The following is a 22394-nucleotide window of genomic DNA, read 5'->3' on the forward strand; positions in this document are numbered from 1 at the left end:
TTACTTTTTCTCCGCCGGAGCCGGCGCTTCGACTTTTTCCGCCTGCCAATAATAGTCGCTGAATACGTCAGCGAGCGCCGACACGGAACGAAACAACTCCGTAAACGTATTGTCAACACCGCCGACTTCAATTAAAATCGCGTTTTCCGATAAATCTTGATTAAACTTGCCGTTCGTCCCGGCTCCTTTTTTCTCGATCACCCCGCGGCTCAACCCTGGATATTTCTTTTGCAGCAACTGATGCAACGCGGTAGCCAGCTGCAAGTTTTTCTCGTATGTCGCGTTTTCTCCGCCAATAATGAATGTGACACGCGCATAATCAACGCCGTGGATCGTAGCCGTCGTATAGTTCCGCCGCCGCGAATCGCGATGGATATCGATGAAGTAGTGCAAGTCACGATTTTGCTTCATCGCTGCGACCACTATTTGGCGAGACATATCATACGATTGGGAGTATTTCATTCCTTTCTTTAACAATTCGCTGACAATGTCGATTTTGCTCACTTCAGCCCCGATGCCGCGCTTTTCCAGTTCTTCCGCTAACTTTTCCCCCACTTTTGTGATGTTGACCGTCGGGTGAAACGCCAAATCCGGGTCAGTGACCCCTTTGAGCGCCGGCAAAAACGACTCATGCGTATGGGTATTGTAAATGTAGACTACTTTTTTCCCTCCGGTCGTCTGCGATGGCGGGGGAACCGGTTTTTCATCTTCGTTCTTGTTTGCTTGTTCGAGTTCATCGACCGAGGCTTGCCGTTCCGCAAGCATCGCCTCAAGCGGCGGCGCTGATTCGTATGGCATGTTCGTATAATCCGTTCCTTCACCAGCGATGAGAATTTTGCTGTCATAAAGGGCAAAGCCAGGCAGCTCGCTGCCAAGCAGGCTGCGCGGGTCATCGGGATTGATGCTCGTCGCCAGGCGGAACAATAGCGATGAGTAATTCGTCTGCCGCCGATCTTTCGGCAGCAGCTGCGCAAAATATCGATTTTCCAAGGCGAACAGACGAATGAACGTCTCTTCCGGAAAATGGGCCGCCATATCGTTCAGCGATGATGACGACGGACGGTATTCCGGCCGCAGCGATGTGAGCGCTCCGACAAGCATAAACATCATCATGCAGCCAAGGATGATGAGCATCAACAGTTTCTTTATGCTGGCTCCTGGAATCGCGATCATGACGTTTGGGGAGCGCCATCGTTTCATATTCCCACCCTTTCCCGGCTTGTCTCCTCAGTTTAACGTATGGCCAAGCGGGAAAAGATAGAACTGTTTTTTGTTTAATGGGTGTAGGAGCCGACATTGCCTTGGTCGACTTGCCGATGCAGCGCCGCATTCAAGCCGCCGGCTAATAAGTTGGCCATATCGCCGATAAACGAATCAATCTCTTTTGGAGTCACCATCAAATTATGCCCGAGCGGGGCGAGCACTTCATAGATGAGACGCCGCTTTTCTTCATCGCCAAGCGTGCCGACCATGCCAAGAAACGTCGACCGTTCTTGCGGCGACGGCATGTCTTGTTCCGTCAATTTTCGTTTGCGCCCAAACGTCCAGCCCGCCGGAGCGAGCGCGCTTGACGGCCGTTTCCCTTCGCGCATTTCGCGGCCGAAGTGCTTCAAAATGAAATCGATCGTGTCGCTCGTGATGGAGACCGCATCGACAACCGTCGGAACGCCGATCGAAATGACCGGAATGCCAAGCGTTTCATAGCTTAACTCTTTCCGCTTGTTGCCGACCCCGGAGCCAGGATGGATGCCGGTGTCAGAAATTTGAATCGTCGCGTTGACCCGTTCGATCGAGCGGGCAGCCAAGGCGTCAATCACAATGACAAAATCCGGCTTTGTTTTCCGGACGACGCCGTCGATAATGTCGCTCGTTTCAATCCCGGTCGTCCCCATCACCCCCGGAGCAAGGGCGCTCACCGGCCGGAAGCCTTCCTCGACGCTTTCCGGCTGCAGCTGGAACAAATGACGGGTGACAAGCACGTTTTCCACCGTGAGCGGCCCGAGCGCGTCCGGGGTGACGTTTTGGTTGCCGAGCCCGACGATCAAGCAGCTCGCTTGATCGGGGATGCGGAGCCGCTTGAAAAAGGCGCTGAGCTGCTCGGAAAAAATGCGCTGCACGTTTTGCTGCAGCTCGGTGTTTTGTTCGCGGATGCCTTGCGCTTCAATCGTCACGTAGTGGCCCGGCTTTTTGCCGATCGAGGCCGCTCCTTGTTCCGTGACATGCACATGCGACAGCTTGACGCCGTTGATCTCCTCGTTATGAATGATGACCCCCTCAATCGGCGCGGCGCTTTCTTGTTTTTGCTGCAAGCGCTCCTCGAGTGCGATCTCATGCGCTTCGATCGCTAAATCCGTGCGCACCGAGTACTGGCGTAAATCGAGCGGCTGTTCCATGTCGTTCCTCCCCATTTCTGCCGTTTTCTTTTATTGTCGCCGCAATCAGGCCCGGTCATTCATGTTTCGTAAAGGATTTTCGCTTGAACACTCTTGCATAATCAAAACACGTTTGATAGAATAACACTTGTTCTTCCTGTTGTTCACAACAGAAATAGGAACGGTAACGGAGGTGAACGAACGTGGCTAACATCAAATCAGCGATCAAACGCGCGAAAACGAGCGAAAAGCGCCGGGCTCACAACGCCTCGATGAAATCGGCCATGCGTACGGCGATCAAAAAATTTGAAGCGCTTGTTGAATTGAAAGACGTAGAAAAAGCGCGCGAGGCGTTCATTATCGCGTCGAAAAAATTAGACAAAGCTGCAAGCAAAGGCCTTATCCATAAAAACGCCGCCAGCCGGCAAAAATCGCGCTTAGCGAAAAAATTGAACAGCATCCAAGCTTCCTAATCAAAAACGACCTGGCGCCAGGTCGTTTTTTTGTTTTTCTTTTGTTCACGGCAAACGGCCGGTCGATCGCTTCACCGCCGGCCGTGGCGCCCCGCTTGCGCCGGGCGGGCGCCCCAGCGCATCAGAAGCAGCTCAACGGCCAACCGGCGATCGACCGCCCCGCTTTTCACTTCGTAATCGGCGTCAGCGAGCTCGTTGATCGCCTCAGCAAGCTCTCCTTCAGCGAAGCGGGCCGCTTGAGCAAGAGCGAGCTTGACGCGGAACGGGTGCACCTTGAGCGCCGCAGCAATTTGCGCCTGTCCGTAGCCTAAGGAGGCAAGCCATTTCACTTGCGAAAGCAAGCGGAAATGGGCGGCGAGCAGCGCCAAAATTTTGATCGGCTCTTCATTGTTTTCAAGCAGATCATAAAACGTCTGCAACGCTGCTGGAATGTCGCGCTTCGCCACTTGCTCGACAAGCACAAATACGTTTTCTTCCGGCGTGCGGGCGACAAGCCGCTCAACCGCCGCCGCCTCGATGGTTCCGCCCGATCCGGCAAACAGGGCCAATTTATCGATTTCATTCGCCAAGGCGGAAAGCTGCGTCCCGGCCCGCCGCAACAGGACATCAATCGCCTCGTCGCTTGCTTGCGCCCCTTGGCTCTCGATGCGGCGCCGCACCCAGGCACGCAGCTCCGCTTCGGCGAGCGGGGCGGCGATGACGACTTCGCTTTGCTCTTTGGCGAGCTTCGTAATTTTTTTTCGCTCATCAAGCTTCTCGTACGGCGCGAAAAAGACGACAATCGAAAACGGCGACGGCGCCTTCAAGTACGCCTCCAGCTTCGCCAAATCATGTTCGATCTCCTTCTCTTTTTCAGACGTAAAAAAATATGGATGCTTGATGAGAATGACACGCCGCTCGCCGAAAAACGGCGCCGTCTCGGCCTCCTCAAGCGCCGCCTCGATCGGCGTTTCCTCGCAGTCGTACACAGCCAAGTTCCACTCCCGCTCCTCGGGGCCAAGCGCTGCGTTCACCAATCGCTCATACGTTTCCGTTAATAAAAACGGCTCATTGCCGTATAATAAATAAAGGGGAGAAAAACGCCGTTTTTCAATGTTTCCCCATACGCGTTCCAGCATGTTCCCGTCTCCATTCCCTAGCAAACGTCTCTGCTAGAAAAGATACACCGTTTTTCGTCATTTTACAAGGGAACCGGCTGCCGAAAAAACCGGTTCCCCTTTATATAAACGCCAGCCTATAAGTCCTAGGACCTTATTGGCCAGCGGGTTATTTTTATGTTTTCCCGGCTGTTTGAAAGTATTTGTGTCAACTGTTGTCAAGGAAGGAAAAGAAGCAAGCGGCGGTAGATTTTTCACGCGTTTTCGTCTATACTAAAAATGATTGAACGAGGAGGGGGAAAACGATGAACGTATTTGAAAAGGAAGTGCAAAGCCAACGAAATGACGCCGTCGATTCCGCCGTCGGATTCATCGTGTCGTTCGGCTTTTTCGCTACCATGTTCATCATCGCAACGTTGATCGAATTTTTCGGTCGATAAGGATTGCTTACATAAGCAATCCTTATTTTTTGTTTTGGCTGAAACGTTCCGTTTTTTTGTGCACTACATCTTATGGTTTCATCACCTGAAAGGTTCCACTGTTTTCGTCATACACATAGCGAATGGCCCCGTTTTCATCCGTCCGCCAAATGATCGCCCGTTGTTGCCCAAGCCGCATAAGCACCTCGGGGACGGATGCCCGTAGCGATTGTAGCGGCCGACGGAAATGATGGCCGCTCGCGGCTTGACCGTCCGCAAAAACGGCTCTGTTGTCGACGTTTTGCTGCCGTGGTGGGCGACTTTCAATACATCGACACGCAGCGTCGGATAAGCGCGGATGAGCGCCTGTTCCGCCTCTTCCTCGATATCCGCAGCAAACAGCCATGTCAAGCGGCCGAGGCGGGCGAGTAATACAAGCGAGCCGTTATTATCCTCATTGTTTCCCGCCTCCGGGTGCAATACGGAAAACGCGGCATCCCCCACCTTCCACCGATCCCCCCGCACGCTGGCGGCCACCGGCACGGAAAACGGGCGCGCCATCGCCTTGACGGCCGGCAGCGCTCCTGGGCTTGTGACAATCTTCTTGACGCGCACGGCTGCCATCACCTCGGGAGCAGACCCGATATGGTCGGCATCATCGTGCGTCAAAATCAGCTGATCAAGCGTCCTCACCCCTTGGGCTTTTAAAAACGGCACGACAACGTCGCGGCCGACAGAAAACGGACGCGACCGCTTGCGCCACGGTTCGCGCGCCCATTCCGGCGTCCCGCCCGTGTCAATGAGATAGACTGCTTTGCGATGCGGAAGCTCAATATAAATGCAGTCTCCTTGTCCAACATCCAATATCGTTACTTCTCCCTTTGGATTCATATACGGAGAAGCCGTATGCAGCGCCGTCGCCGCCGCCACCGCTGTCAATCCGCGGATCAGGCGGCCGCGTTCCCAATCCAAAAACGCCGCCGCGATGGCTGTCAGATAACCAGCTAAGCACCACGGCCCCGGACGGCCGAGCACAAGCATAAACGAGTAATCGACCGAGAAAAAATGGACAACCGCATCCGTCAGCTCAATGAGACGGCTAAACAGCCAAATGAGCGGAGAAAAGGAAAAAACTGCGGATAGAAAAGCGAGTGGCAAGATGACAAATGAATACCAAGGGACAAAGAAGACATTGAGTCCTACGCTCCAAACAGAAACTTCATAAAAATGGTAAAGCAAAACCGGCAGCGCGGCAAGCTGAGCGACGAGCGCGGTCTGAAACAAGCTTTGGAGCATCGAACGAGCAGAGGCGAGCACCGATACATGGGCAAGAAGGGCAAACGTGACAAGAAACGATAGTTGAAAACCGACATCCCAAACCATATAGGGGTCAAAGACGAGCAGGGCAAGCGCTGTCCAACTCAACGCATCCAGCGGATGGATCCTTCCTTTTTTCCACTGGATGGCCAACACAATCATCCCGGTCGCACAAGCGCGCAGCACCGACGGCGAAGCGCCGGCGAGCACCGCATACATAGGCAAGAAAACGAGCAAAGCAAGCATGGCCGCTTCGCGCGTCACAAACCGAATGGCAGCGGCCAACGCAGCACTGACAAGCAGGGTGACATGGCCGCCGGAAATGGCCAACAAATGGATGATCCCGAGCTGCTGGTAACCGCTAATCACTTCCTCGTCCAACGAGCGGCGTTCGCCATAAATGAGCGCAGCGGCGATGCCGGCCGCTTCCGGCGGAAACCGGGCTTCAATGCGGCGGACGCCAGCCTCGCGAATGGCTTCAAGCCGTTCGATGATGGCGGGACGGACGCGCACGCAAGCAGAAAGATCGATCGCCTCAGGGAGAAAGAGCCAATGAATGCGGTGGCGGCGCAAATAAAGGCGGTAATCAAACGCATACGGATTGCCAGCTGGCATGGGGCGCTCGAGCGTTCCCTTTAGCCGGCACACGACCCCAGGCATGAGGTGCGCACGCAGCGCTTCTTTTTCCGCAGCCGTCCGAATGATGTAACGGAGCTGCACCCGCTCCTTGCCAGCTTGCACCGCCGCCTGCAATCGATCGCCGTCGATCGCCGGCGCGGCGGAAAAACGAACGGAAAGCGAATGACGGCCGCCGGAAAGGGAAGTTTTGTTATGATGATCAATGATGAGAAAATAGACAAAAAAGAAGAGAGCTGCAACGAGAGCAGGAAGGAAACAGTGCGGCCGGCGGATGAAAAGAAGAAGGAGATAAACGATAAGGAGAAGACATGTGGTTTTGGACGGTGAGGCCGCCGCGACGGCCAAAAGCGCCGCCGCGGCGGGATAGACGGCTTGTCCCTTCATGCTTCACCTCCGCCGCTGGCAAGAAAGGCAAACACATCCGTTTTCAGCGGCACTTGCACGAGCCGGACGCCAGCTTGAGCAAACAGCTCCAAGGCGTACGGGTGGTTTTTGTAGTCTTGGGCGTAATAGACAGCGCGGATGCCGCTTTGAATGATCGCCTTGCAACAATGCAAGCACGGAAAATGGGTGACATACATCTCGGCCCCCTCGGTCGGGACGCCGAACTTGGCGCATTGCAAAATGGCATTCATTTCCGCATGGATCGTCCGTACACAATGGCCGTCAATCACGTAGCACCCTTCATCGGTGCAATGGGCGCCGCCGGCGATCGAGCCGTTGTACCCGCCGGCGATGATGCGCTTATCGCGCACAATCGTCGCTCCGACGGCGAGCCTCGTGCACGTGCTGCGCAGCGCGAGCAAATGGCTTTGCGCCATAAAGTATTGATCCCATGTGATGCGTTCCATTTTCCATCCCTCCGCTCGTTTCCATGCTTTTAGTCTACCCGCCCCCTCCTGCCCCCGTCAACGCCGAAACGTCCGCAGCAGCCTTGATCCGCCCATAAACGAGAATCATTGCGCTCCCCCGCCTCGCTTACGGCACAAGCAAATACGGTTTCAATTTCTCCAGCGTTTTTTCACCAATTCCGGTTACATTCAACAAATCCTCCACCCGCCGAAACGGCCCGTGTTCTTCGCGATAGGCGATGATCGCTTTTGCCTTCGCCGGTCCGATCCCGGGAAGCTGCATCAACTCCTCTTCCGTCGCTGTATTGACCGCCACTTGCGGCCCGTCCCGAGCCCCATCGCTCGGAGACGTGAAGGTGGCATTTGACGTCGCTGCGGCCTCGCCTTTTGCCGGGACGTAAATCATCATTTCATCGCGCACTTTTGCCGCCAGATTGACTTTCGTTTCATCCGCCTCGTCCGTCAATCCACCGGCTAGGGCGATGACATCGCGAACGCGGGCGTCCGCCGCCACCTCGTACACTCCTGGTTTCGCGACCGCCCCTTTCACATCCACCACAGCGGTTTTTGACGCCTCGTCCTTTTTTTCTTCCGTCCGGGCGGCATCCGTTTCAGCCGCCGCCGGCAAGACGACTTGCCCCTTTTCATCCGTCGGATGACGAAACACCCATAACCCCGCCGCCGCAGCAAACAACAAGAACATCCCTACTTTCCCATAACGTTTGCCAAGCTCCTGCACATGCTCCCACATACGATCCCATCCTTTCCATCTCAAGTCATAAACCGAGCCTTTTTCTCATACATATCGAAAAAGAGAGTCCGGTAAACCAAAACCGGGAGGGGGACAACACATGAACATCGGCGTCATCGGCACGGGGAATATGGGCACCATCTTAATCGAAGCGTTCCTCGACTCCGGCGCCGTGAAAGCGGATCAGCTCGTCATCACGAACCGTACGCTTGCGAAAGCGTTCGCGATACAACGCGCGCATCCCGGCATTGCAGTGGTTGCCGATGCGGCTGAAGTCATCAAACAATCCAGCCTCGTCTTTTTATGCGTCAAACCGCTCGACATCCACCCATTATTGCAGCAACTGGCCCCGCACTGGACAAGGGAGCATTGCCTTGTGTCGATCACAAGCCCGATCATCGTAAAACAGCTTGAAGCAGCCGTCCCTTGCCAAGTCGTGCGCGCCATTCCGAGCATTGCAAACCGGGCGCTCTCCGGCAGCATCCTTGTCACCTTCGGATCACGCTGTTCGACCGCCTGCCGGCAAACGATCGATGATCTTCTCCGGCGCATCGCCTCGCCGGTGTACATCGACGAGGCCATCACCCGCGTCGCCTCCGACATCTCCAGCTGCGGTCCGGCGTTTTTCAGCTATTTGCTTCAGCGCTTCATCGACGCCGCAGCGGCCAAAACCGCCATCACGAAGGAACAGGCGACGATGCTGGCGACCGATATGATCATCGGCTTAGGGGAATTGTTGAAGCGAAACTTGTACACACTCCCGACGCTGCAGGAAAAAGTTTGCGTCAAAGGCGGCATTACCGGGGAAGGAATCGCTGTGTTGGAACAACGAATGAACGGCGTCTTTGAAGAAGTGCTGGCGAAAACACATGAGAAGTTTAAAGAAGATGTGGAGAAGGTGAAGCAGCAGTTTTCGTGAACATGAATTCGACAGCAAGGAGCAAATTCCTGCTTGACCCGACAAAATTTCCATCCCCACCCGGCTTAATAGCCGGGTGCATAATCCTTCTAACTCACACATCTTTTTCAATTTCCCAGCCGTCAATCGCGTCGATCACAGCGCTGGCTATCATGCGCATAAAAAAAGAGCCATCCGGCTCTTTCCTTCTTTTCACCCTATTTCGAACAGTGTTCAAGCATTTCTCCCATCCATCACTGTCAGCAGCGCCTTCGTTTTTGTCGATCTCGCCCCTCACCGCTTCCGCGCGACGAAAAACAACCGTTCCGCCGTCTCGGTCGGAGGCGCATCGGTGAAATCAGCGGTCACTTCGAGCACCTCAAAGCCGGCGGAATCGAGCCATTGCTCATAGACAGCGCGCTCGAACGTGCGCTGTTCGTGCCATTCGTCATAGCGCTCGTAAAGATCGCCGCGGCGGACGAAAAACGTCAGTTCATGCCCGACGCTGTGCGGCCAGTCAAGCGGATGGCACGTCCATATGTAGCTGAGGTCGTCATCCTGGTCCGCAAACACGGCGTCGCGGAACAGGACGTCCATTTTGTAGACCGAATGGACATCAAACAAAAGCAGCCCGCCGCCGCCAAGGGCGCGGGAGACGGCGGCGAACGTCCGCTTCACATCCTCTTCATCCGTTAAATAGTTGAGAGCATCGCAAAACAGGAAGGCGCCATCGAGATCAGAAAACCCGTCGAGCTCCGCCATGTTTTGTTCGAAAAACGGCACCTCCACTCCCGCCGCTTCGGCTTTCGCCTGGGCGACGGCGAGCATATGTTCAGAGAGATCAACGCCGGATACTTGCCATCCGGCCTTGGCAAGGCGGATGGCAAGCTCTCCCGTCCCGCAGCCGATGTCAATGACCCGTCTTCCTGGACGTTTGGTGTATTGGGCGAATGCCCGTTCCACAAACGATTGCCATGCATCATACGGCGCCTCGGCCATGAGCGCATCGTACCAATCCGCGAAACGAGCATAGGTCATGGCTGCAACACAGCCGCGACGTCTTCCGTCGGGGCGTCCCCCCAGAGCCGTTCGAGGTTGTAATACTCGCGCTCCTCTTTGGCAAAAACATGCACAACGATGTCGCCCAAATCGACAAGCACCCATTTCGCCTCCTGGAATCCTTCAACCCTCTTCACCGCTAAGCCGTGTTCTTCCGCTTGGTCTTGAATTTCGCGGGCGATGGCCTGCACTTGTTTGTCCGAATTGCCATGGCAAATGACAAAATAATCGGCGACAAGCGAAATGCCTTTCATGTTCAAGACGACAATGTTTTCCGCCTTTTTATCATCCGCCGCGCGGACGACAAGCTGCAACGCCTCTTGTTCCGTCACCGTTTTGCTTCCCCCTTCACTTCACGCATGAGTGAATTGTACGCATGAATCGTATCTGGATAAATGAGCTGGCGCTTCTCAAGCAAAAACGCGATCGTATTTTTCACCGCCTGCAACAGCGCCCGGTTGAGGTCTTCTTCCGCCAAGCGCCGTACGTCGTCAACGCCCGGGAAGCGGCGCCCTGGTTCCATATAGTCGGCCAAATAAATAATTTTTTCAAGCACCGTCATTCCAGCCCTTCCCGACGTATGGTAGCGAATGGCATCCAGCACCTCTGGATCGTTGATGCCGACTTCTGTCTGCACCAAATAGGCGCCAACGGGCGCATGCCATAGCTCACTGTTGTAAGCAAGCAAATCGTTGGGCATATTTTGCGCCAAAATGATTTGTTTCATTTCCTCGACCGGACGGAATTTGGCATAGTCGTGGAAAATCGCTGCCAGTTCCGCCTTTTTCGCGTCGGCGCCGTATTGCTTGGCGAGCTTAACGGCGGTCTCGACAACGCCAAGCGTATGCTCGTAGCGCTGCTCGGTCAGCTGTTGTTTCACGATCAGTAACGCCTGTTCTCGCTCCATATAGCCCCTTCTCCTCAATATAAAGTCTGACGCCTTCCGGTACAAGATAGCGAATCGTCTGTCCGTTCCGCACCCGCTCGCGGATGAGCGAGGAAGAAACAGCAAACTGCGGCGCCTCAACTTCGATGACCGGATACGGCGTTTCCATGGAAAACCCCGGCCGCTTGACGCCAACAAACGTCACCAACTCGATGAGCTCATCGATGCGGTGCCAATTCGGCAAATATTCGACCATATCGGCGCCGATGATGAAATAAAATTCGTCATCAGGATGCATCGCGACAAGCTGCCGGACCGTATCGTACGTATAGGAAGGCCCCTCCCGTTCAAGCTCGATCGTCTCAACATGAAAGCATGGATGACCGGCCACCGCCAACTCGAGCATGCGCAGCCGATCCTCGCTTTTCGTCACTTGTTCGTGCTGCTTATGGGAGGAATGCGGTTGGGCAGAAACCAAATTTCTGACAACTGAAGGGCGTCAAGCACTTCATTCGCCATAATCAAATGGCCGTAATGGGGCGGATCGAACGTTCCGCCGAGAATCCCGATTTTTCCCATCTTCCTTCCCCCCCGCCGTTTCATCTTGGCCGCGCCGCTTGTCAGTCAGGCAAAACGATTTGTTTGTGTTCTTTCGACTCTTTGTATAAGACGATCGTATTGCCGATCACTTGCACAAGTTCGGCCCCCGTCCCGGCTGCCAGCTGCTCAGCGACGGTGTAGCGGTCTTCTTCGCAGTTTTGCAAAACGCTCACTTTCAACAGCTCGCGCGCTTCGAGCGCCGCCGCAATTTGTTCGGTCATCGCTTCCGTCACGCCGCCTTTGCCGACTTGAAAAATCGGTTTCAAATGATGGGCTTGAGCGCGCAAAAACCGTTTTTGTTTTCCCGTTAGCATATGTTACCTCCTTAACGCTTCGATGACAAGCTGTTTCATCCGGTTGACATCCGGCCATTGGCCGGTCCATTTTTCAAACGCTAGCGCTCCCTGGTACACGAGCATGCCGACGCCGTTTTGCACACGGGCGCCGCGGGCTTTCGCTTCTTTCAGCCATTTTGTTTCCAGTGGATTGTAAATAATATCGGAAACGATCACCCCTGGCCGCAGCCGTTCAAGAGAAAGCGGCTGCACCTCGACACGCGGATGCATGCCGACAGAAGTGGTATTGATAATAATATCGTATTCGTCAAGCCGCGTTTCCGCCTCGGCGAGCGAAAAATACGCCGAGCGGCCATCCCCCCCTTCGCGGACGAGCCGCTCCGCTTTTTCCACCGTCCGGTTGGCCATATCGATGCGCTCGGCTGCCGTCGACAGCAACGAAAAGTAAATGCCGCGCGCCCCGCCGCCAGCGCCGATCACCAAAATCCGCTTGCCGTCGAGACTGACGTCCATTTCCTCCTCGAGCGCCTTGACGTAGCCAGGTCCGTCCGTATTATAGCCGACGAGCCGGCCGTTGTCGTTGACGATCGTATTGACCGCCCCGATGCGGCGCGCCTGCTCGTCCACTTCGTCCAAAAACGGAATGACCGCCAGTTTGTGCGGAATCGTCACGTTCACCCCGGCGATGCCGAGCGCCCGCACGCCAGCGATCGCCGCACCGACTTGCCCCGGTTCGACGGAAAACAAATGATAGCGCGCCGGAATGCCCAAACGGGCGAATGCATCATTATGCATGAGCGGCGACAGCGAGTGCTCGACGGGAAACCCAATCAACCCGTATACCTTTTCCACGTTTCTCCTCCTCCCGCTTTCCATTAAATCAACGATTGACGGATAAATACGTCGACCCCTTTTGGAGCATGGACGACAAGCTGAGCACCCAGGTCGTTGCACGTCACCCAGCCGAGTCCGGAAAAGACGATGTCTGTCTTCCGCTCTTTGACAGACAGCGAGCGCGGCACAAGCGGCGGAAATTCAGCGGCATAGCGTTTGTTTGGCGGCGACAGCAAATCGCCAAGCTGATTGGCATAAAGGGAGTCGGCTTTTTCCAACTTTGTCCGATGAACCGTCAACTCATTGGCCATGTAGCAGACGAACGAGCGGCGCCCGCCTTTGATGTAATCGAGGCGGGCCAAGCCTCCGAAAAAGAGCGTCTGCCCTTCGTTGAGCTGATAAACGCGCGGATGGATTTCCCGCTTCGGCGTAATGATCTTCAAATCGCGCGCATCAACAAAGTGCGCCATTTGGTGATGGTTGATGATCCCCGGCGTATCATACAGCGTCGCTCCACCCTCAAGCGGAATTTCGATCATATCGAGTGTCGTCCCCGGGAAATATGACGTGGTAATCACATTCCCTTTGCCGGTCGCCTCTTCAATGATCCGATTGATGAACGTCGACTTGCCGACATTCGTGCAGCCGACGACGTAGACATCGCCGCCCTCACGGTAGCGGTTGATCGCTTCCATCACCTTCGCCATGCCAATTCCTTTCGCTGCGCTGACAAGGCAGACGTCAACCGGACAGAGCCCGAGCTCTTCCGCCATGCGGCGCATCCAGCGCAGCAGCTTCGGGTATTTGACCGACCGCGGCAATAAATCCGCCTTGTTGCCGACAAGCAAAATCGGATTCTCGGCCGCAAACCGCGGCAAGCCAGGAATCCAGCTGCCGTTGAAATCGAAAATGTCGACGATGTTGACGACAAGCGCCTTCGATTCCCCGATGCGGTGCAGCATGTTTAAAAAATCGCTGTCATCAAGCGGCACGTCTTGCACTTCGTTGTAATGTTTCAAGCGGAAGCAGCGCTGGCAAATGATTTCTTCCTCGTCTTTTTCGAGCACGCTTTTCGGCGCATAGCCCGCCTTTTTCGGATCGTCAAACTGAATGGCCGCTCCGCAGCCGATGCAACGCAGTTGTGGCTCCACGATCATTCCTCCCAGTAAATCATCCCTTTTTTGCGCATCACCTTTAAAATTCTCCGCTCCATTTTTCGATTGAAACGCGTCCATAATCCGTCCGTCTGGGCGACCGGGACGACTAAAATCGTGTTCAGTCCGAGCCGGTTGCCCCCAAGCACATCCGTCAGCAACTGATCGCCGATGACGACGACTTCCTCTTTCTTAAGCTCCATCATCTTTAATGCCTGCAAAAACGCGCGTGTCAGCGGTTTGCGCGCTTCAAAGATGAACGGGATGCCAAGCGGCTCCGCAAACGACTGCACGCGTTGTTGATTATTATTCGATACGATGACGACCTTAATGCCCGCCTGCTTCATCGCATCAAACCATGCGGCCAGCTCCGGGGTGGCGCTCGGCCGATCCCATTCAACAAGCGTATTGTCCAAATCAGTGATGATCCCTTTGACCCCTTTTTGTTTCAGCTCATCCGGAGTAATGTCGATCACACGCTTGGCAAACTGGCTTGGCAAAAAGTAGTGAAGCATGCCGGACACCCGCCTTTCCATTTGCTTTTCCCATCATAGCGAATTTTAACGTTTGTTTCAAAACAAAGTTTACCGATGATAAATAGAAAAAACTTTCGACAAATTTCGCGACTGTCCATCTTGTGGATAACTGTTGCCCACATTATACACAAGCTAGTCATCACACTTCCTGCGTTTTATAAACATGTTTTCCACATGTTATCCACCACCTTCTGTGGATAACAGAACGGTTGTTCTCTCTCCCAAGTCATGGTACATTGTAAGTAACCTACCATTATATGTATGACATGTTTGGCATATTCCATCCAAAAAAGGAGGACACCCCCGATGAAACATTTGTCCGACGAGTTGTTGATCGAGTCGTACTTCAAGGCGAAAGAGCTCAATCTCAGCCCGGAATTCATTGAGTTGATTGAAAAAGAAATCCAGCGCCGTTCATTGACTCACAAAATTAAGCTGTCCTCATAAGAGAAGGCCTTCGGGCTTTTTTTTGTTTCCGACAGCCTTAGTGCTCGTGCGCCTCGCACCAATAGCCGAGCCGCTCGCCGACTTTGATCGGCATGGGCGCAGCAATGCGCGGGTCAGGGGCGAAACTTCCGCGTTCAAACAGCAAGACGACCGTTGAACCGAACGAAAAATACGCCATTTCCTCTCCTTTGACAAGCTGCTCACTCTCATGGGTCAATTCAATGCTGTTGACGAACATGGCGCCGATTTTCACGATCGCCAAGCGCTTGCCGCCGGCTGTGACCTCGGTGATGAGGCGGTAATTTTTCTCGAGCGGCCGACGCCCATATTTTAAGCCAAGACGATTGACCGGATACGACTTGCGGCCGAGCGCCCACTGTTTTTCGATCACTCCAGATATTGGGCTATGGATGCGGTGATAATGGCTCGGGCTTAAATACAGAATAAAAAAGAACCCGTTCACATACGGTTGTGCCGCTTCAACGCTGCCGAGCATTTCCGCAATGGAATACGGCTTTCCCTTGACGATCATTTCACAGTTTTCTCGAATCGTGCCCATGTCTTCAATGACAGCGTCCACCGGGCTGACGACCGTATGCTCATCAGCGTCGACCGGCCTCACCCCGGCCTTCAGCCGGCGGATGAACAGTTGCTGCAACGTCTTATAATTTTTTAGGCTTTTTTCCATTTCGTCTTGGTTAATATGATAAATTTTTGCATACGATGATATCAATAGACCGCTGAGGCGCGATTTGGCAAACGAAGCGAGCAGCTTTGAAGAAAGCGAGTGATTGGTCAGCTCGATGAACAAACGATAAAGCCATTTTCGCAAGCACGTTCCCTCCAGTAGCGCAACATCGCCATTCGTTACTACCTTCCATATTACCGCCAAAATGAGTATAATGGTAGTAGAATTTTCTTTTGGCGTTTTCTGTTGGAAAAGGAGTGGAGAAACTTGTTCTTATCGGATTATTTAGACTATACCTTAAAAAAGCTGAAAGCCAATGCAGCAAACATTTTGACGATGACCAACTTGTCGCTTGGCGGCTTTTCCGTCCTGGCTACGCTGAAAGGGCAGCTTCATATGAGCGTGCTGCTCGTTTTTTTAGCAGCGTTTGTCGATCGCTTTGACGGCGCTGTGGCGCGCAAGATGAACATTGAATCCGAACTTGGCAAGCAGCTCGATTCGATGAGCGACATCGTCTCCTTCGGCGTCGCTCCCGCCTTGCTGATGTATCAGGGGTTGTTCTATGAATTCGGCGCGCCGGGGCAGTGTTCACCATCTTGTATATCGCCTGCGGCGCCTTCCGCCTCGCACGCTTCAACATCACAGAAAACAACGGCTACTTCGCGGGGCTGCCGATCACCGCCGCCGGGGTGCTGATGACGCTCGGTTATTTAGCCATCCCGTACTTTCCGCCACAATCGTTTATGTTTTTAGCGCTCATTTTATCGTTTTTAATGGTCGGCACGTTTAAACTGAAAAAAATATGATGATCACCGGAGCTGCCCTTTCCGTCAGCCTAATGGAGCGGGCGGCTTTTTCCCTTTCATGTCACACCTTTTTCCCTTTTCAACCTCCTTTATTCAGTATATGATAAATATGGTTTCTTTATCAAAACGCCTCATGGCGTAGATCGTTCGTATGGAAAAAGCGGGGGATTCATTTGGACAAAACATCGATCATCGGCATCATCCTTGGCGTCATTGCCGTCGGGTTGGGCATGTACTTTAAGGGCGTTTCGCCTGCTGTATTGATCAATCCGGCCGCCATCCTCATCATTCTCGTCGGCACGGCGGCAGCGGTCATTATCGCGTTTCCAATGAAGGAAATAAAAAAAGTGCCAAAATTGTTCAAAATCATTTTTACTGAACCGCCCACACCGTCGATCGACGAGCTCATTCCACTGTTCGTTGACTGGGCCAACATCGCCCGCCGCGAAGGGCTTCTGGCGCTTGAGGCGAAATTGAACGACATTGACGACCCGTTTTTGCGCAACGGGCTCAGCATGGCCATCGATGGACAAACGCAAGAGTTTATCCGCGATGTCATGACCGAAGAAATTGTGGCCATGGAAGAACGCCACGAAGCGAACGCTGCCATTTTTACTCAAGCTGGCACGTACGCGCCGACGCTCGGGGTGCTTGGGGCGGTCGTTGGGTTGATTGCGGCGCTCGGCAACATGGACAACATCAGTGAATTAGGTCATGCCATTAGTGCAGCTTTTGTCGCCACAATGCTCGGCATTTTCACCGGCTATGTGCTTTGGCATCCGTTTGCCAACAAACTGCGGCGGAAATCGAAGGAAGAGGCGCGCGTGCGCTACATCATGGTTGAAGGAGTGCTCTCCATTTTGGAAGGACAAGCCCCGCGCATGATCGAACAAAAACTCGCCTCATACTTGCCGGAAAGCGAGCGGCAGCAGGCGCTGACACAAGGTGAAACGGCCAATGGCTAAGAAAAAAAAGAGCAGCCACGAAGAGCATATGAGCGAATCATGGCTGATTCCGTACGCAGATTTGTTGACATTGCTGCTCGCACTATTCATCGTTTTGTTTGCAAGCAGCCAAATCGACCAAAAGAAGTTTCAAGAAATTGCGCGCGCCTTCAGCACCGCCTTTGCCGGCGGAACGGGTGTTTTTGATTTTCAAAGCCCCATTGAACCAATCACGCCGCCTGCAGAAGACGAAAAAGGACGGCAGCAATATCAACAGCAACAGTCTCAGAATCCTCCTTCGTCTATAAACGAAGGAGAAAAAGAAGAGCTGAAACAAATCCAAGCGAAAATTGACAGCTATATTCATCAAAAACACTTGACAGGGAAATTGCAGACATCATTGACGGACGAAGGGCTCGCGATTACCATTTTGGATGATATTTTATTCGACTCCGGCAGCGCCGAAGTGCGCATGAAAGACCGGCGTCTTGCGGCGGAAATCTCCGCTTTGCTCGTCATGAACCCGCCGCGCAACATCATGATCAGCGGCCATACGGACAACGTGCCGATCCATAACGAGAAATTCGCTTCCAACTGGGAGCTGAGCGTCATGCGCGCCGTCAATTTCATGAAAGTGCTGCTTGAAAACAAGCAACTCGACCCGCGCTATTTCAGCGCTAAAGGGTATGGCGAATACAAGCCGATCGCCTCCAACGCCACCGCTGCCGGGCGGATGAAAAACCGGCGCGTCGAAATTTTAATTTTGCCGCGCACCGACGTCAATGATTCGTCCACATCCACTCAGTGACCGTCGCGCCTTCAGCGGGCGGTTTTCTTTAGCCGTCGCTTTGCCAAAACTCTCTTCCCCATGTCCAGACAGAAAAACCGGCGGTTCGCCGGTTTTTCCTCCTTCGTCCGCAAAGACCTTTATTCGAAAAAATCAAAGCTTGATCGTCCATTTAATGACTCCAGCTTTGGCAAGAGCCTCAACCAAAATGACAACGACCGGCCCGACGAACAACCCGATAAAGCCAAGCAGCTGAAACCCCAGATAGACACTGACGAGCGCGGCGAGCGGGGAAATGCCCAAATTGGTGGAAAACACTTTCGGCTCGATGATCCGGCGCACGACGGTGATGACGACAAACAGCACGATGAGCCCGATGCCAAGCGTATTGTTGCCGTTCGCCATGCTGATGAGCCCCCACGGAACAAGCACGGAACCCGTTCCTAAAATCGGCAAAATATCAACGACGACGATGACCAGCGCCATCAACGCCGCATAGTCGACCCCCAACACGAAAAGGCCAGACAGCGCGAGGAAAAACGTAATTAAACTAAGCAAAAACTGCGCTTTTAAAAAGCCGATCCCCGCTTTGCTCAGCTGGGCGACGACCATCCCAAGCCGCTGTTCGGTCCGTTCGGACAAATAGCGGCGCATGCCTTGCTTCAGCTGCGGCAAATCGAGGCAAATGAGAAACAGTGCGATCAAATACACTAAAAAATGAATCAAAAACGCCGGAATGGCGGCAATATAATGGACGAGCGACTGCGTCAAGTTGGTCGCAAACGACAAAAGCATTTGCTCGACGGTATTGACGCCGCGTTCAAGCGAATCGATGATTTCCTGCGGAATGGAGCTGGAATACGACTGCCACGTTTGAATGAGACGGTCGAGCACTTTCGTCGCTTCGTTTAACACGTAAGGCAGTTTTTGTGAGAGCGCCATCACTTGTTGCACAAAAATCACGACCAGAAAGTAAAGGGAAAGCCCCAGAATGATGATGAACAATGAAAAAATCGCCGTGACGGCGTGCACGCGCTTCAGCTTATAGTTTTCTTGCAATCGGCGGATGGACGGCTCGAGCAAAAGTGCGGTCGCAAGTGCGAAGAGAAGCGGCACACTGTATGGCACAAGCCATAACCCCACAGCGAATAGCAACGCAATGATCATCCAACGTTTCACGTTCGTCCCTCATTTTTCCTCAAAATTTAGCTAAAAGATGGTTCATGTATATAAATATAGCCGACCGCATGCGGACAGGGCAACTATTTCATGCGCTCATTTTCCAGCGCGGCGTCGTCGTTGCCAAACAATATAAATCGCCGCCACCGCCACCGCTGCTGCGATAGCCGGTCGGACATATGGCGCCGCCATCTCGTCAATTTGCCGCCATCGTTGACCAAGCTGTTCTCCCAACCAAATAAACAAAATGGACCACGGGATGATGGCCAACACCGTGTAAATCGTAAACGGCAGCCACTTCATCCGAGCAATGCCGGCGGGGATCGAAATCGCATGGCGGACGACGGGAATGAATCGGGCGCTGAAAATGACGCCAGGGCCAAATTTCGCAAACCAGCGTTCCGCCACATCCAAATGTTTTTTCTGGATCAATACATATTTCCCATACTGATCTAGAAACGGCCGTCCGCCATAGTAGCCCATCCAATACAAAAACAGTTGCGCCACCGTGCCGCCTACTGTCCCCGCTGCCACGGCCCCAGCAAATGAGACATCCCCCCGCGCTACCAAATATCCAGCATATGCCAACACGATCTCGCTGGGGATTACTTCCACCATCAAGGCGAGAGCGATGCCGACATAGCCTAAACTGGTCAAAAAGGAAAACATCGATTGAATGACTTCGTGCACCGTTTTTCCTCCTTGTCTTTTGCTTCCTTGTCCATTGTTTCATTATACTACACGCCTTTGGCAAACAAAATGAAAAAGCGGCTGATCATTCAGCCGCTTTCACGAGTATCGATGATCATCTATATAGATGCAATTTAAAGCTTGAACATTGTTCGTCTTTACCGGTCATTGCATACGACTGTCGAGTGACCGAACAACGCCGCTTCCAGCCCCATGAATGGGTCTGTGAAGCGAGTCGTTGTTCGGTCTTCCGTCACGCTAAGGCGTGACGAAGGCAAGCCCCACGCTTGCCGACTACGGCAGAAAAGCTAGGAATAGGACGATGTCAACTCGTTTTTAATGGTTAATCAACACATCTGAGCCACTTTTTTCTTAGGCGCTTTGCTGCTGCAACTCAGCGATGTATTGTTTTCCTTGTTCTTCGTTATATTGCCCTTCCCATTTCGACATCACAACCGCCGCCAGCGAGTTGCCGATGACGTTGACCACTGTGCGCGCCATGTCCAAAAGACGGTCGATGCCGGCGATAAACGCCAATCCTTCAACTGGAATGCCAACTGTGCCAAGCGTTGCCAATAAGACGACAAACGATACGCCTGGGACACCGGCAATCCCTTTGGACGTCACCATTAAAACGAGCACAAGCGAGATTTGCTGTGAAATCGGCATGTCGATGCCGTACAGTTGAGCGATAAAGACAGCCGCCAGCGCCTGATACAGCGTCGACCCATCCAAGTTGAACGAATAGCCGGTCGGAACGACAAAGGATGTTACAGCCTTCGAACAACCGAATTTCTCCATTTTTTCCATAACCTTAGGCAACACGGTTTCCGAGCTCGACGTGCTATAGGCAAGCACTAATTCATCCTTTAAGATTTTTATAATATGGAAAATATTTGTATTTACCAATTTGGCCACAGCGCCAAGCACCACCAACACGAAGAACGCCATGACCGCATAAACGAGCACAACAAGTTTGCTGAGCGGAAGGAGCGAAGCGACGCCGAATTTCGACACCGTCACGCCGATTAGGGCGAAAACGCCAAACGGCGCAAACTTCATCACTTGGTTCGTCACATAAAACATCGCTTCCGCCGTGCCTTGGAAAAAGCGAAGCACCGGTTTCCCTTTTTCACCGATCGCGGCTACGCCCAACCCGAACATCACCGAGAAGAAGATGATCGGCAGCATATTCCCGGTCGACAGCGCTTCAAACACGTTTTTCGGCACGATGTTGACAAATGTTTCAACCATCGAATGGTGCTGCACTTCGTTCGTCGTATCGACATACGACTTTATATCCGTTTTCTCAAGCGACTTCATATTGACGCCGACGCCTGGTTGGAAAATGTTCGCTGCCAAGAGGCCGACGATAATGGCAATCGTCGTAATGATCTCAAAATAAAGGATCGTTTTGCCGCCCAACTTTCCGAGCTTTTTCACATCACCGACGTTGGCGACGCCGACAATCAAGCTCGAGACGACGATCGGGATGACGATCATCTTAATTAAACGGAGAAAAACATCTCCGATCGGCTGCAAATACGTCGCTACTTTAGGGTTTCCGTAAAAAATGGCCCCAACCATAATCCCGAGAATAAGGCCGATGAAAATTTGCCATGCCAAGCCGATCTTGCGCATGATGCTTTTTCGCCTCCTTTAGACAAATTTAGACAAAAGACGACAAAATTATTTTACTTTTAAAAATAAAATCTGTCAATATTTTTGATTGAAATCGCTTCATTAAAGGATATAAATGAAAGAATTAAGTTTTTTAAAATAATTTCTATTCTTCCACTACTGAAAAAGCGGGTCGCTGCACCAGCAACCCGCTTTTGTTATGACCGCCGTTTTTCTTTTTCCTGCCGATAAAACTCGTGAAACATTTTCATTAATGCCCGTTTTTCAATGCGCGAGACATAGCTTCTCGAGATACCGAGCTCTTTGGCGATTTCACGCTGCGTTTTTTCCCGCTGCCGACCGAGGCCAAAGCGATTGATGATCACCTCTTTTTCCCGCTCATCAAGCACGCTGATATATTGCTTGACTTGTTCGAGCTCCATGTTCAAGTGGATTTCATCGGCGATGTCTTCGCCTTCGGCTTTTAAAATATCAAGCAGGCTGATTTCGTTTCCTTCTTTGTCCTGGCCGATTGGCTCATGCAACGAGACGTCTTTGCGCATTTTTTTTAATGAACGCAGGTGCATCAGGATTTCGTTCTCGATACATCGAGCCGCATACGTCGCCAGCTTCGTTCCTTTGCCCGGCGAATAGCTTTCAATCGCCTTGATCAAGCCGATTGTGCCAATGGAGATTAAATCCTCGACCTCTTCTCCCGTATTTTCAAACTTTTTCACAATGTGGGCAACAAGGCGCAAGTTGTGTTCGATGAGCCGGTTGCGGGCTTGCTCGTCGCCTTTTGCCATCAGCGCCAAATACTTTTCCTCTTCTTGAGCGCTTAACGGCTGGGGAAACGCATTGTTTTTAATATACGAGACAAGAAACGTCAGCTCTTTCAACAGAAACGTAAACGCCGTGAAAATGCCGGACATGCTCTCACCCCCGCCTGCTGTCATCGGCGGAAACCGCCTATCGTTATGTATATGCAGGGGCGATGTTGTCCGTGTCTTGACGACAAAAATAGACCGGCCCGAAATGAGCCGGCCATGAC

At 52.8% G+C, this 22394-nt stretch carries 23 protein-coding genes and 3 pseudogenes; 7 read left to right on the forward strand and 19 right to left on the reverse strand.

Annotated features, from left to right (window positions below):
* Together spoIIP and gpr are read right to left on the reverse strand one after the other, a co-directional pair.
* On the reverse strand, positions 1 to 1200 hold the full coding sequence (spoIIP, locus tag A0V43_RS10440) for a stage II sporulation protein P (RefSeq protein ID WP_063193052.1): 1200 nt from the start codon (positions 1198 to 1200) through the stop codon (positions 1 to 3).
* 74 nt (positions 1201 to 1274) lie between these two features.
* On the reverse strand, positions 1275 to 2393 hold the full coding sequence (gpr, locus tag A0V43_RS10445) for a GPR endopeptidase (RefSeq protein ID WP_063193053.1): 1119 nt from the start codon (positions 2391 to 2393) through the stop codon (positions 1275 to 1277).
* Between the two features lie 182 nt (positions 2394 to 2575).
* Between gpr and rpsT the strand changes: the two genes are divergently transcribed.
* Positions 2576 to 2845 (forward strand): 30S ribosomal protein S20, encoded by a 270-nt coding sequence (gene rpsT / locus A0V43_RS10450; RefSeq protein WP_011231991.1) that lies wholly within the window; start codon positions 2576 to 2578, stop codon positions 2843 to 2845.
* Between the two features lie 71 nt (positions 2846 to 2916).
* Here the strand turns inward: rpsT and holA are convergent, their stop codons facing one another.
* On the reverse strand, positions 2917 to 3963 hold the full coding sequence (gene holA, locus A0V43_RS10455) for a DNA polymerase III subunit delta (protein ID WP_063193054.1): 1047 nt from the start codon (positions 3961 to 3963) through the stop codon (positions 2917 to 2919).
* Between the two features lie 284 nt (positions 3964 to 4247).
* On the opposite strand from holA, the gene A0V43_RS19080 reads away from it, so the two are divergent.
* Complete coding sequence (locus A0V43_RS19080) at positions 4248 to 4382, forward strand: YqzM family protein (RefSeq protein WP_011231993.1); 135 nt, start codon at positions 4248 to 4250, stop codon at positions 4380 to 4382.
* A 70-nt stretch (positions 4383 to 4452) separates the two neighbouring features.
* On the opposite strand, the pseudogene A0V43_RS10460 reads toward A0V43_RS19080, so the two are convergent.
* From A0V43_RS10460 to A0V43_RS10470, 3 genes and pseudogenes are all read right to left on the reverse strand, one after another.
* Positions 4453 to 6701, reverse strand: a pseudogene (locus A0V43_RS10460) (DNA internalization-related competence protein ComEC/Rec2).
* Positions 6698 to 7168, reverse strand: coding sequence for a ComE operon protein 2 (locus A0V43_RS10465; protein WP_020755680.1), 471 nt, complete (start codon positions 7166 to 7168; stop codon positions 6698 to 6700). Before A0V43_RS10465 ends, A0V43_RS10460 begins: the two are co-directional and overlap by 4 nt.
* A gap of 127 nt (positions 7169 to 7295) precedes the next feature.
* Positions 7296 to 7919, reverse strand: a complete 624-nt coding sequence (locus tag A0V43_RS10470; protein WP_013144691.1) for a helix-hairpin-helix domain-containing protein — start codon at positions 7917 to 7919, stop codon at positions 7296 to 7298.
* A gap of 100 nt (positions 7920 to 8019) precedes the next feature.
* On the opposite strand from A0V43_RS10470, the gene comER reads away from it, so the two are divergent.
* Positions 8020 to 8838, forward strand: a complete 819-nt coding sequence (gene comER, locus A0V43_RS10475; RefSeq protein ID WP_013144690.1) for a late competence protein ComER — start codon at positions 8020 to 8022, stop codon at positions 8836 to 8838.
* Positions 8839 to 9111: 273 nt separating this feature from the next.
* On the opposite strand, the gene A0V43_RS10480 is transcribed toward comER, so the two are convergent.
* The 8 genes and pseudogenes from A0V43_RS10480 to A0V43_RS10515 form a co-directional block, all read right to left on the reverse strand.
* The gene (locus A0V43_RS10480; RefSeq protein WP_063193055.1) at positions 9112 to 9855 is read right to left on the reverse strand and encodes a class I SAM-dependent DNA methyltransferase; all 744 of its coding nucleotides are present in this window, start codon (positions 9853 to 9855) and stop codon (positions 9112 to 9114) included.
* Positions 9852 to 10208, reverse strand: a complete 357-nt coding sequence (rsfS, locus tag A0V43_RS10485; protein WP_013144688.1) for a ribosome silencing factor — start codon at positions 10206 to 10208, stop codon at positions 9852 to 9854. Before rsfS ends, A0V43_RS10480 begins: the two co-directional genes overlap by 4 nt.
* Positions 10205 to 10783, reverse strand: coding sequence for a bis(5'-nucleosyl)-tetraphosphatase (symmetrical) YqeK (gene yqeK, locus A0V43_RS10490; protein ID WP_013144687.1), 579 nt, complete (start codon positions 10781 to 10783; stop codon positions 10205 to 10207). The genes rsfS and yqeK overlap by 4 nt, the downstream gene beginning before the upstream one ends.
* Positions 10692 to 11341, reverse strand: a pseudogene (locus A0V43_RS10495) (nicotinate-nucleotide adenylyltransferase). The gene yqeK and the pseudogene A0V43_RS10495 overlap by 92 nt, the downstream one beginning before the upstream one ends.
* A gap of 41 nt (positions 11342 to 11382) precedes the next feature.
* Positions 11383 to 11676 (reverse strand): ribosome assembly RNA-binding protein YhbY, encoded by a 294-nt coding sequence (yhbY, locus tag A0V43_RS10500; RefSeq protein WP_013144685.1) that lies wholly within the window; start codon positions 11674 to 11676, stop codon positions 11383 to 11385.
* 3 nt (positions 11677 to 11679) lie between these two features.
* Complete coding sequence (aroE, locus tag A0V43_RS10505; protein WP_013144684.1) at positions 11680 to 12510, reverse strand: shikimate dehydrogenase; 831 nt, start codon at positions 12508 to 12510, stop codon at positions 11680 to 11682.
* Between the two features lie 23 nt (positions 12511 to 12533).
* A complete protein-coding gene (gene yqeH / locus A0V43_RS10510) occupies positions 12534 to 13643 on the reverse strand; it encodes a ribosome biogenesis GTPase YqeH (RefSeq protein WP_013144683.1) in 1110 nt (369 codons plus the stop codon).
* Positions 13644 to 13645: 2 nt separating this feature from the next.
* The gene (locus tag A0V43_RS10515; protein WP_013144682.1) at positions 13646 to 14161 is read right to left on the reverse strand and encodes a YqeG family HAD IIIA-type phosphatase; all 516 of its coding nucleotides are present in this window, start codon (positions 14159 to 14161) and stop codon (positions 13646 to 13648) included.
* 327 nt (positions 14162 to 14488) lie between these two features.
* On the opposite strand from A0V43_RS10515, the gene A0V43_RS10520 reads away from it, so the two are divergent.
* Positions 14489 to 14629, forward strand: coding sequence for a sporulation histidine kinase inhibitor Sda (locus A0V43_RS10520; RefSeq protein WP_008879941.1), 141 nt, complete (start codon positions 14489 to 14491; stop codon positions 14627 to 14629).
* Between the two features lie 37 nt (positions 14630 to 14666).
* Here the strand turns inward: A0V43_RS10520 and A0V43_RS10525 are convergent, their stop codons facing one another.
* Positions 14667 to 15461 carry a phosphatidylserine decarboxylase gene (locus tag A0V43_RS10525; RefSeq protein ID WP_013144681.1) on the reverse strand — a complete coding sequence of 265 codons (795 nt, stop codon included), beginning with the start codon at positions 15459 to 15461 and terminating at the stop codon, positions 14667 to 14669.
* 123 nt (positions 15462 to 15584) lie between these two features.
* Here A0V43_RS10525 and pssA point away from each other — a divergent pair.
* The 3 genes and pseudogenes from pssA to motB all read left to right on the forward strand — a co-directional run bounded on the left by pssA (position 15585) and on the right by motB (position 17875).
* A pseudogene (gene pssA / locus A0V43_RS10530) lies at positions 15585 to 16123 on the forward strand (CDP-diacylglycerol--serine O-phosphatidyltransferase).
* A 173-nt stretch (positions 16124 to 16296) separates the two neighbouring features.
* Positions 16297 to 17088: a flagellar motor stator protein MotA gene (motA, locus tag A0V43_RS10535; protein ID WP_013144679.1), complete on the forward strand. Its 792-nt coding sequence runs from the start codon at positions 16297 to 16299 to the stop codon at positions 17086 to 17088.
* On the forward strand, positions 17081 to 17875 hold the full coding sequence (motB, locus tag A0V43_RS10540) for a flagellar motor protein MotB (RefSeq protein WP_020755663.1): 795 nt from the start codon (positions 17081 to 17083) through the stop codon (positions 17873 to 17875). The genes motA and motB overlap by 8 nt, the downstream gene beginning before the upstream one ends.
* Before the next feature lie 132 nt (positions 17876 to 18007).
* Here the strand turns inward: motB and ytvI are convergent, their stop codons facing one another.
* The 4 genes from ytvI to sigK form a co-directional block, all read right to left on the reverse strand.
* Positions 18008 to 19033: a sporulation integral membrane protein YtvI gene (gene ytvI / locus A0V43_RS10545; RefSeq protein ID WP_013144677.1), complete on the reverse strand. Its 1026-nt coding sequence runs from the start codon at positions 19031 to 19033 to the stop codon at positions 18008 to 18010.
* A 96-nt stretch (positions 19034 to 19129) separates the two neighbouring features.
* Entirely contained in the window at positions 19130 to 19723 is a 594-nt protein-coding gene (locus tag A0V43_RS10550; protein WP_013144676.1) for an undecaprenyl phosphate transporter UptA, read from the reverse strand.
* Between the two features lie 372 nt (positions 19724 to 20095).
* Positions 20096 to 21364 (reverse strand): cation:dicarboxylate symporter family transporter, encoded by a 1269-nt coding sequence (locus A0V43_RS10555; protein WP_063193056.1) that lies wholly within the window; start codon positions 21362 to 21364, stop codon positions 20096 to 20098.
* A gap of 197 nt (positions 21365 to 21561) precedes the next feature.
* Entirely contained in the window at positions 21562 to 22275 is a 714-nt protein-coding gene (gene sigK / locus A0V43_RS10560; RefSeq protein WP_063193057.1) for an RNA polymerase sporulation sigma factor SigK, read from the reverse strand.
* Between the last annotated feature and the right edge of the window lie 119 nt (positions 22276 to 22394).

This window comes from Geobacillus sp. JS12 (assembly GCF_001592395.1).
Lineage (GTDB): Bacteria > Bacillota > Bacilli > Bacillales > Anoxybacillaceae > Geobacillus > Geobacillus zalihae.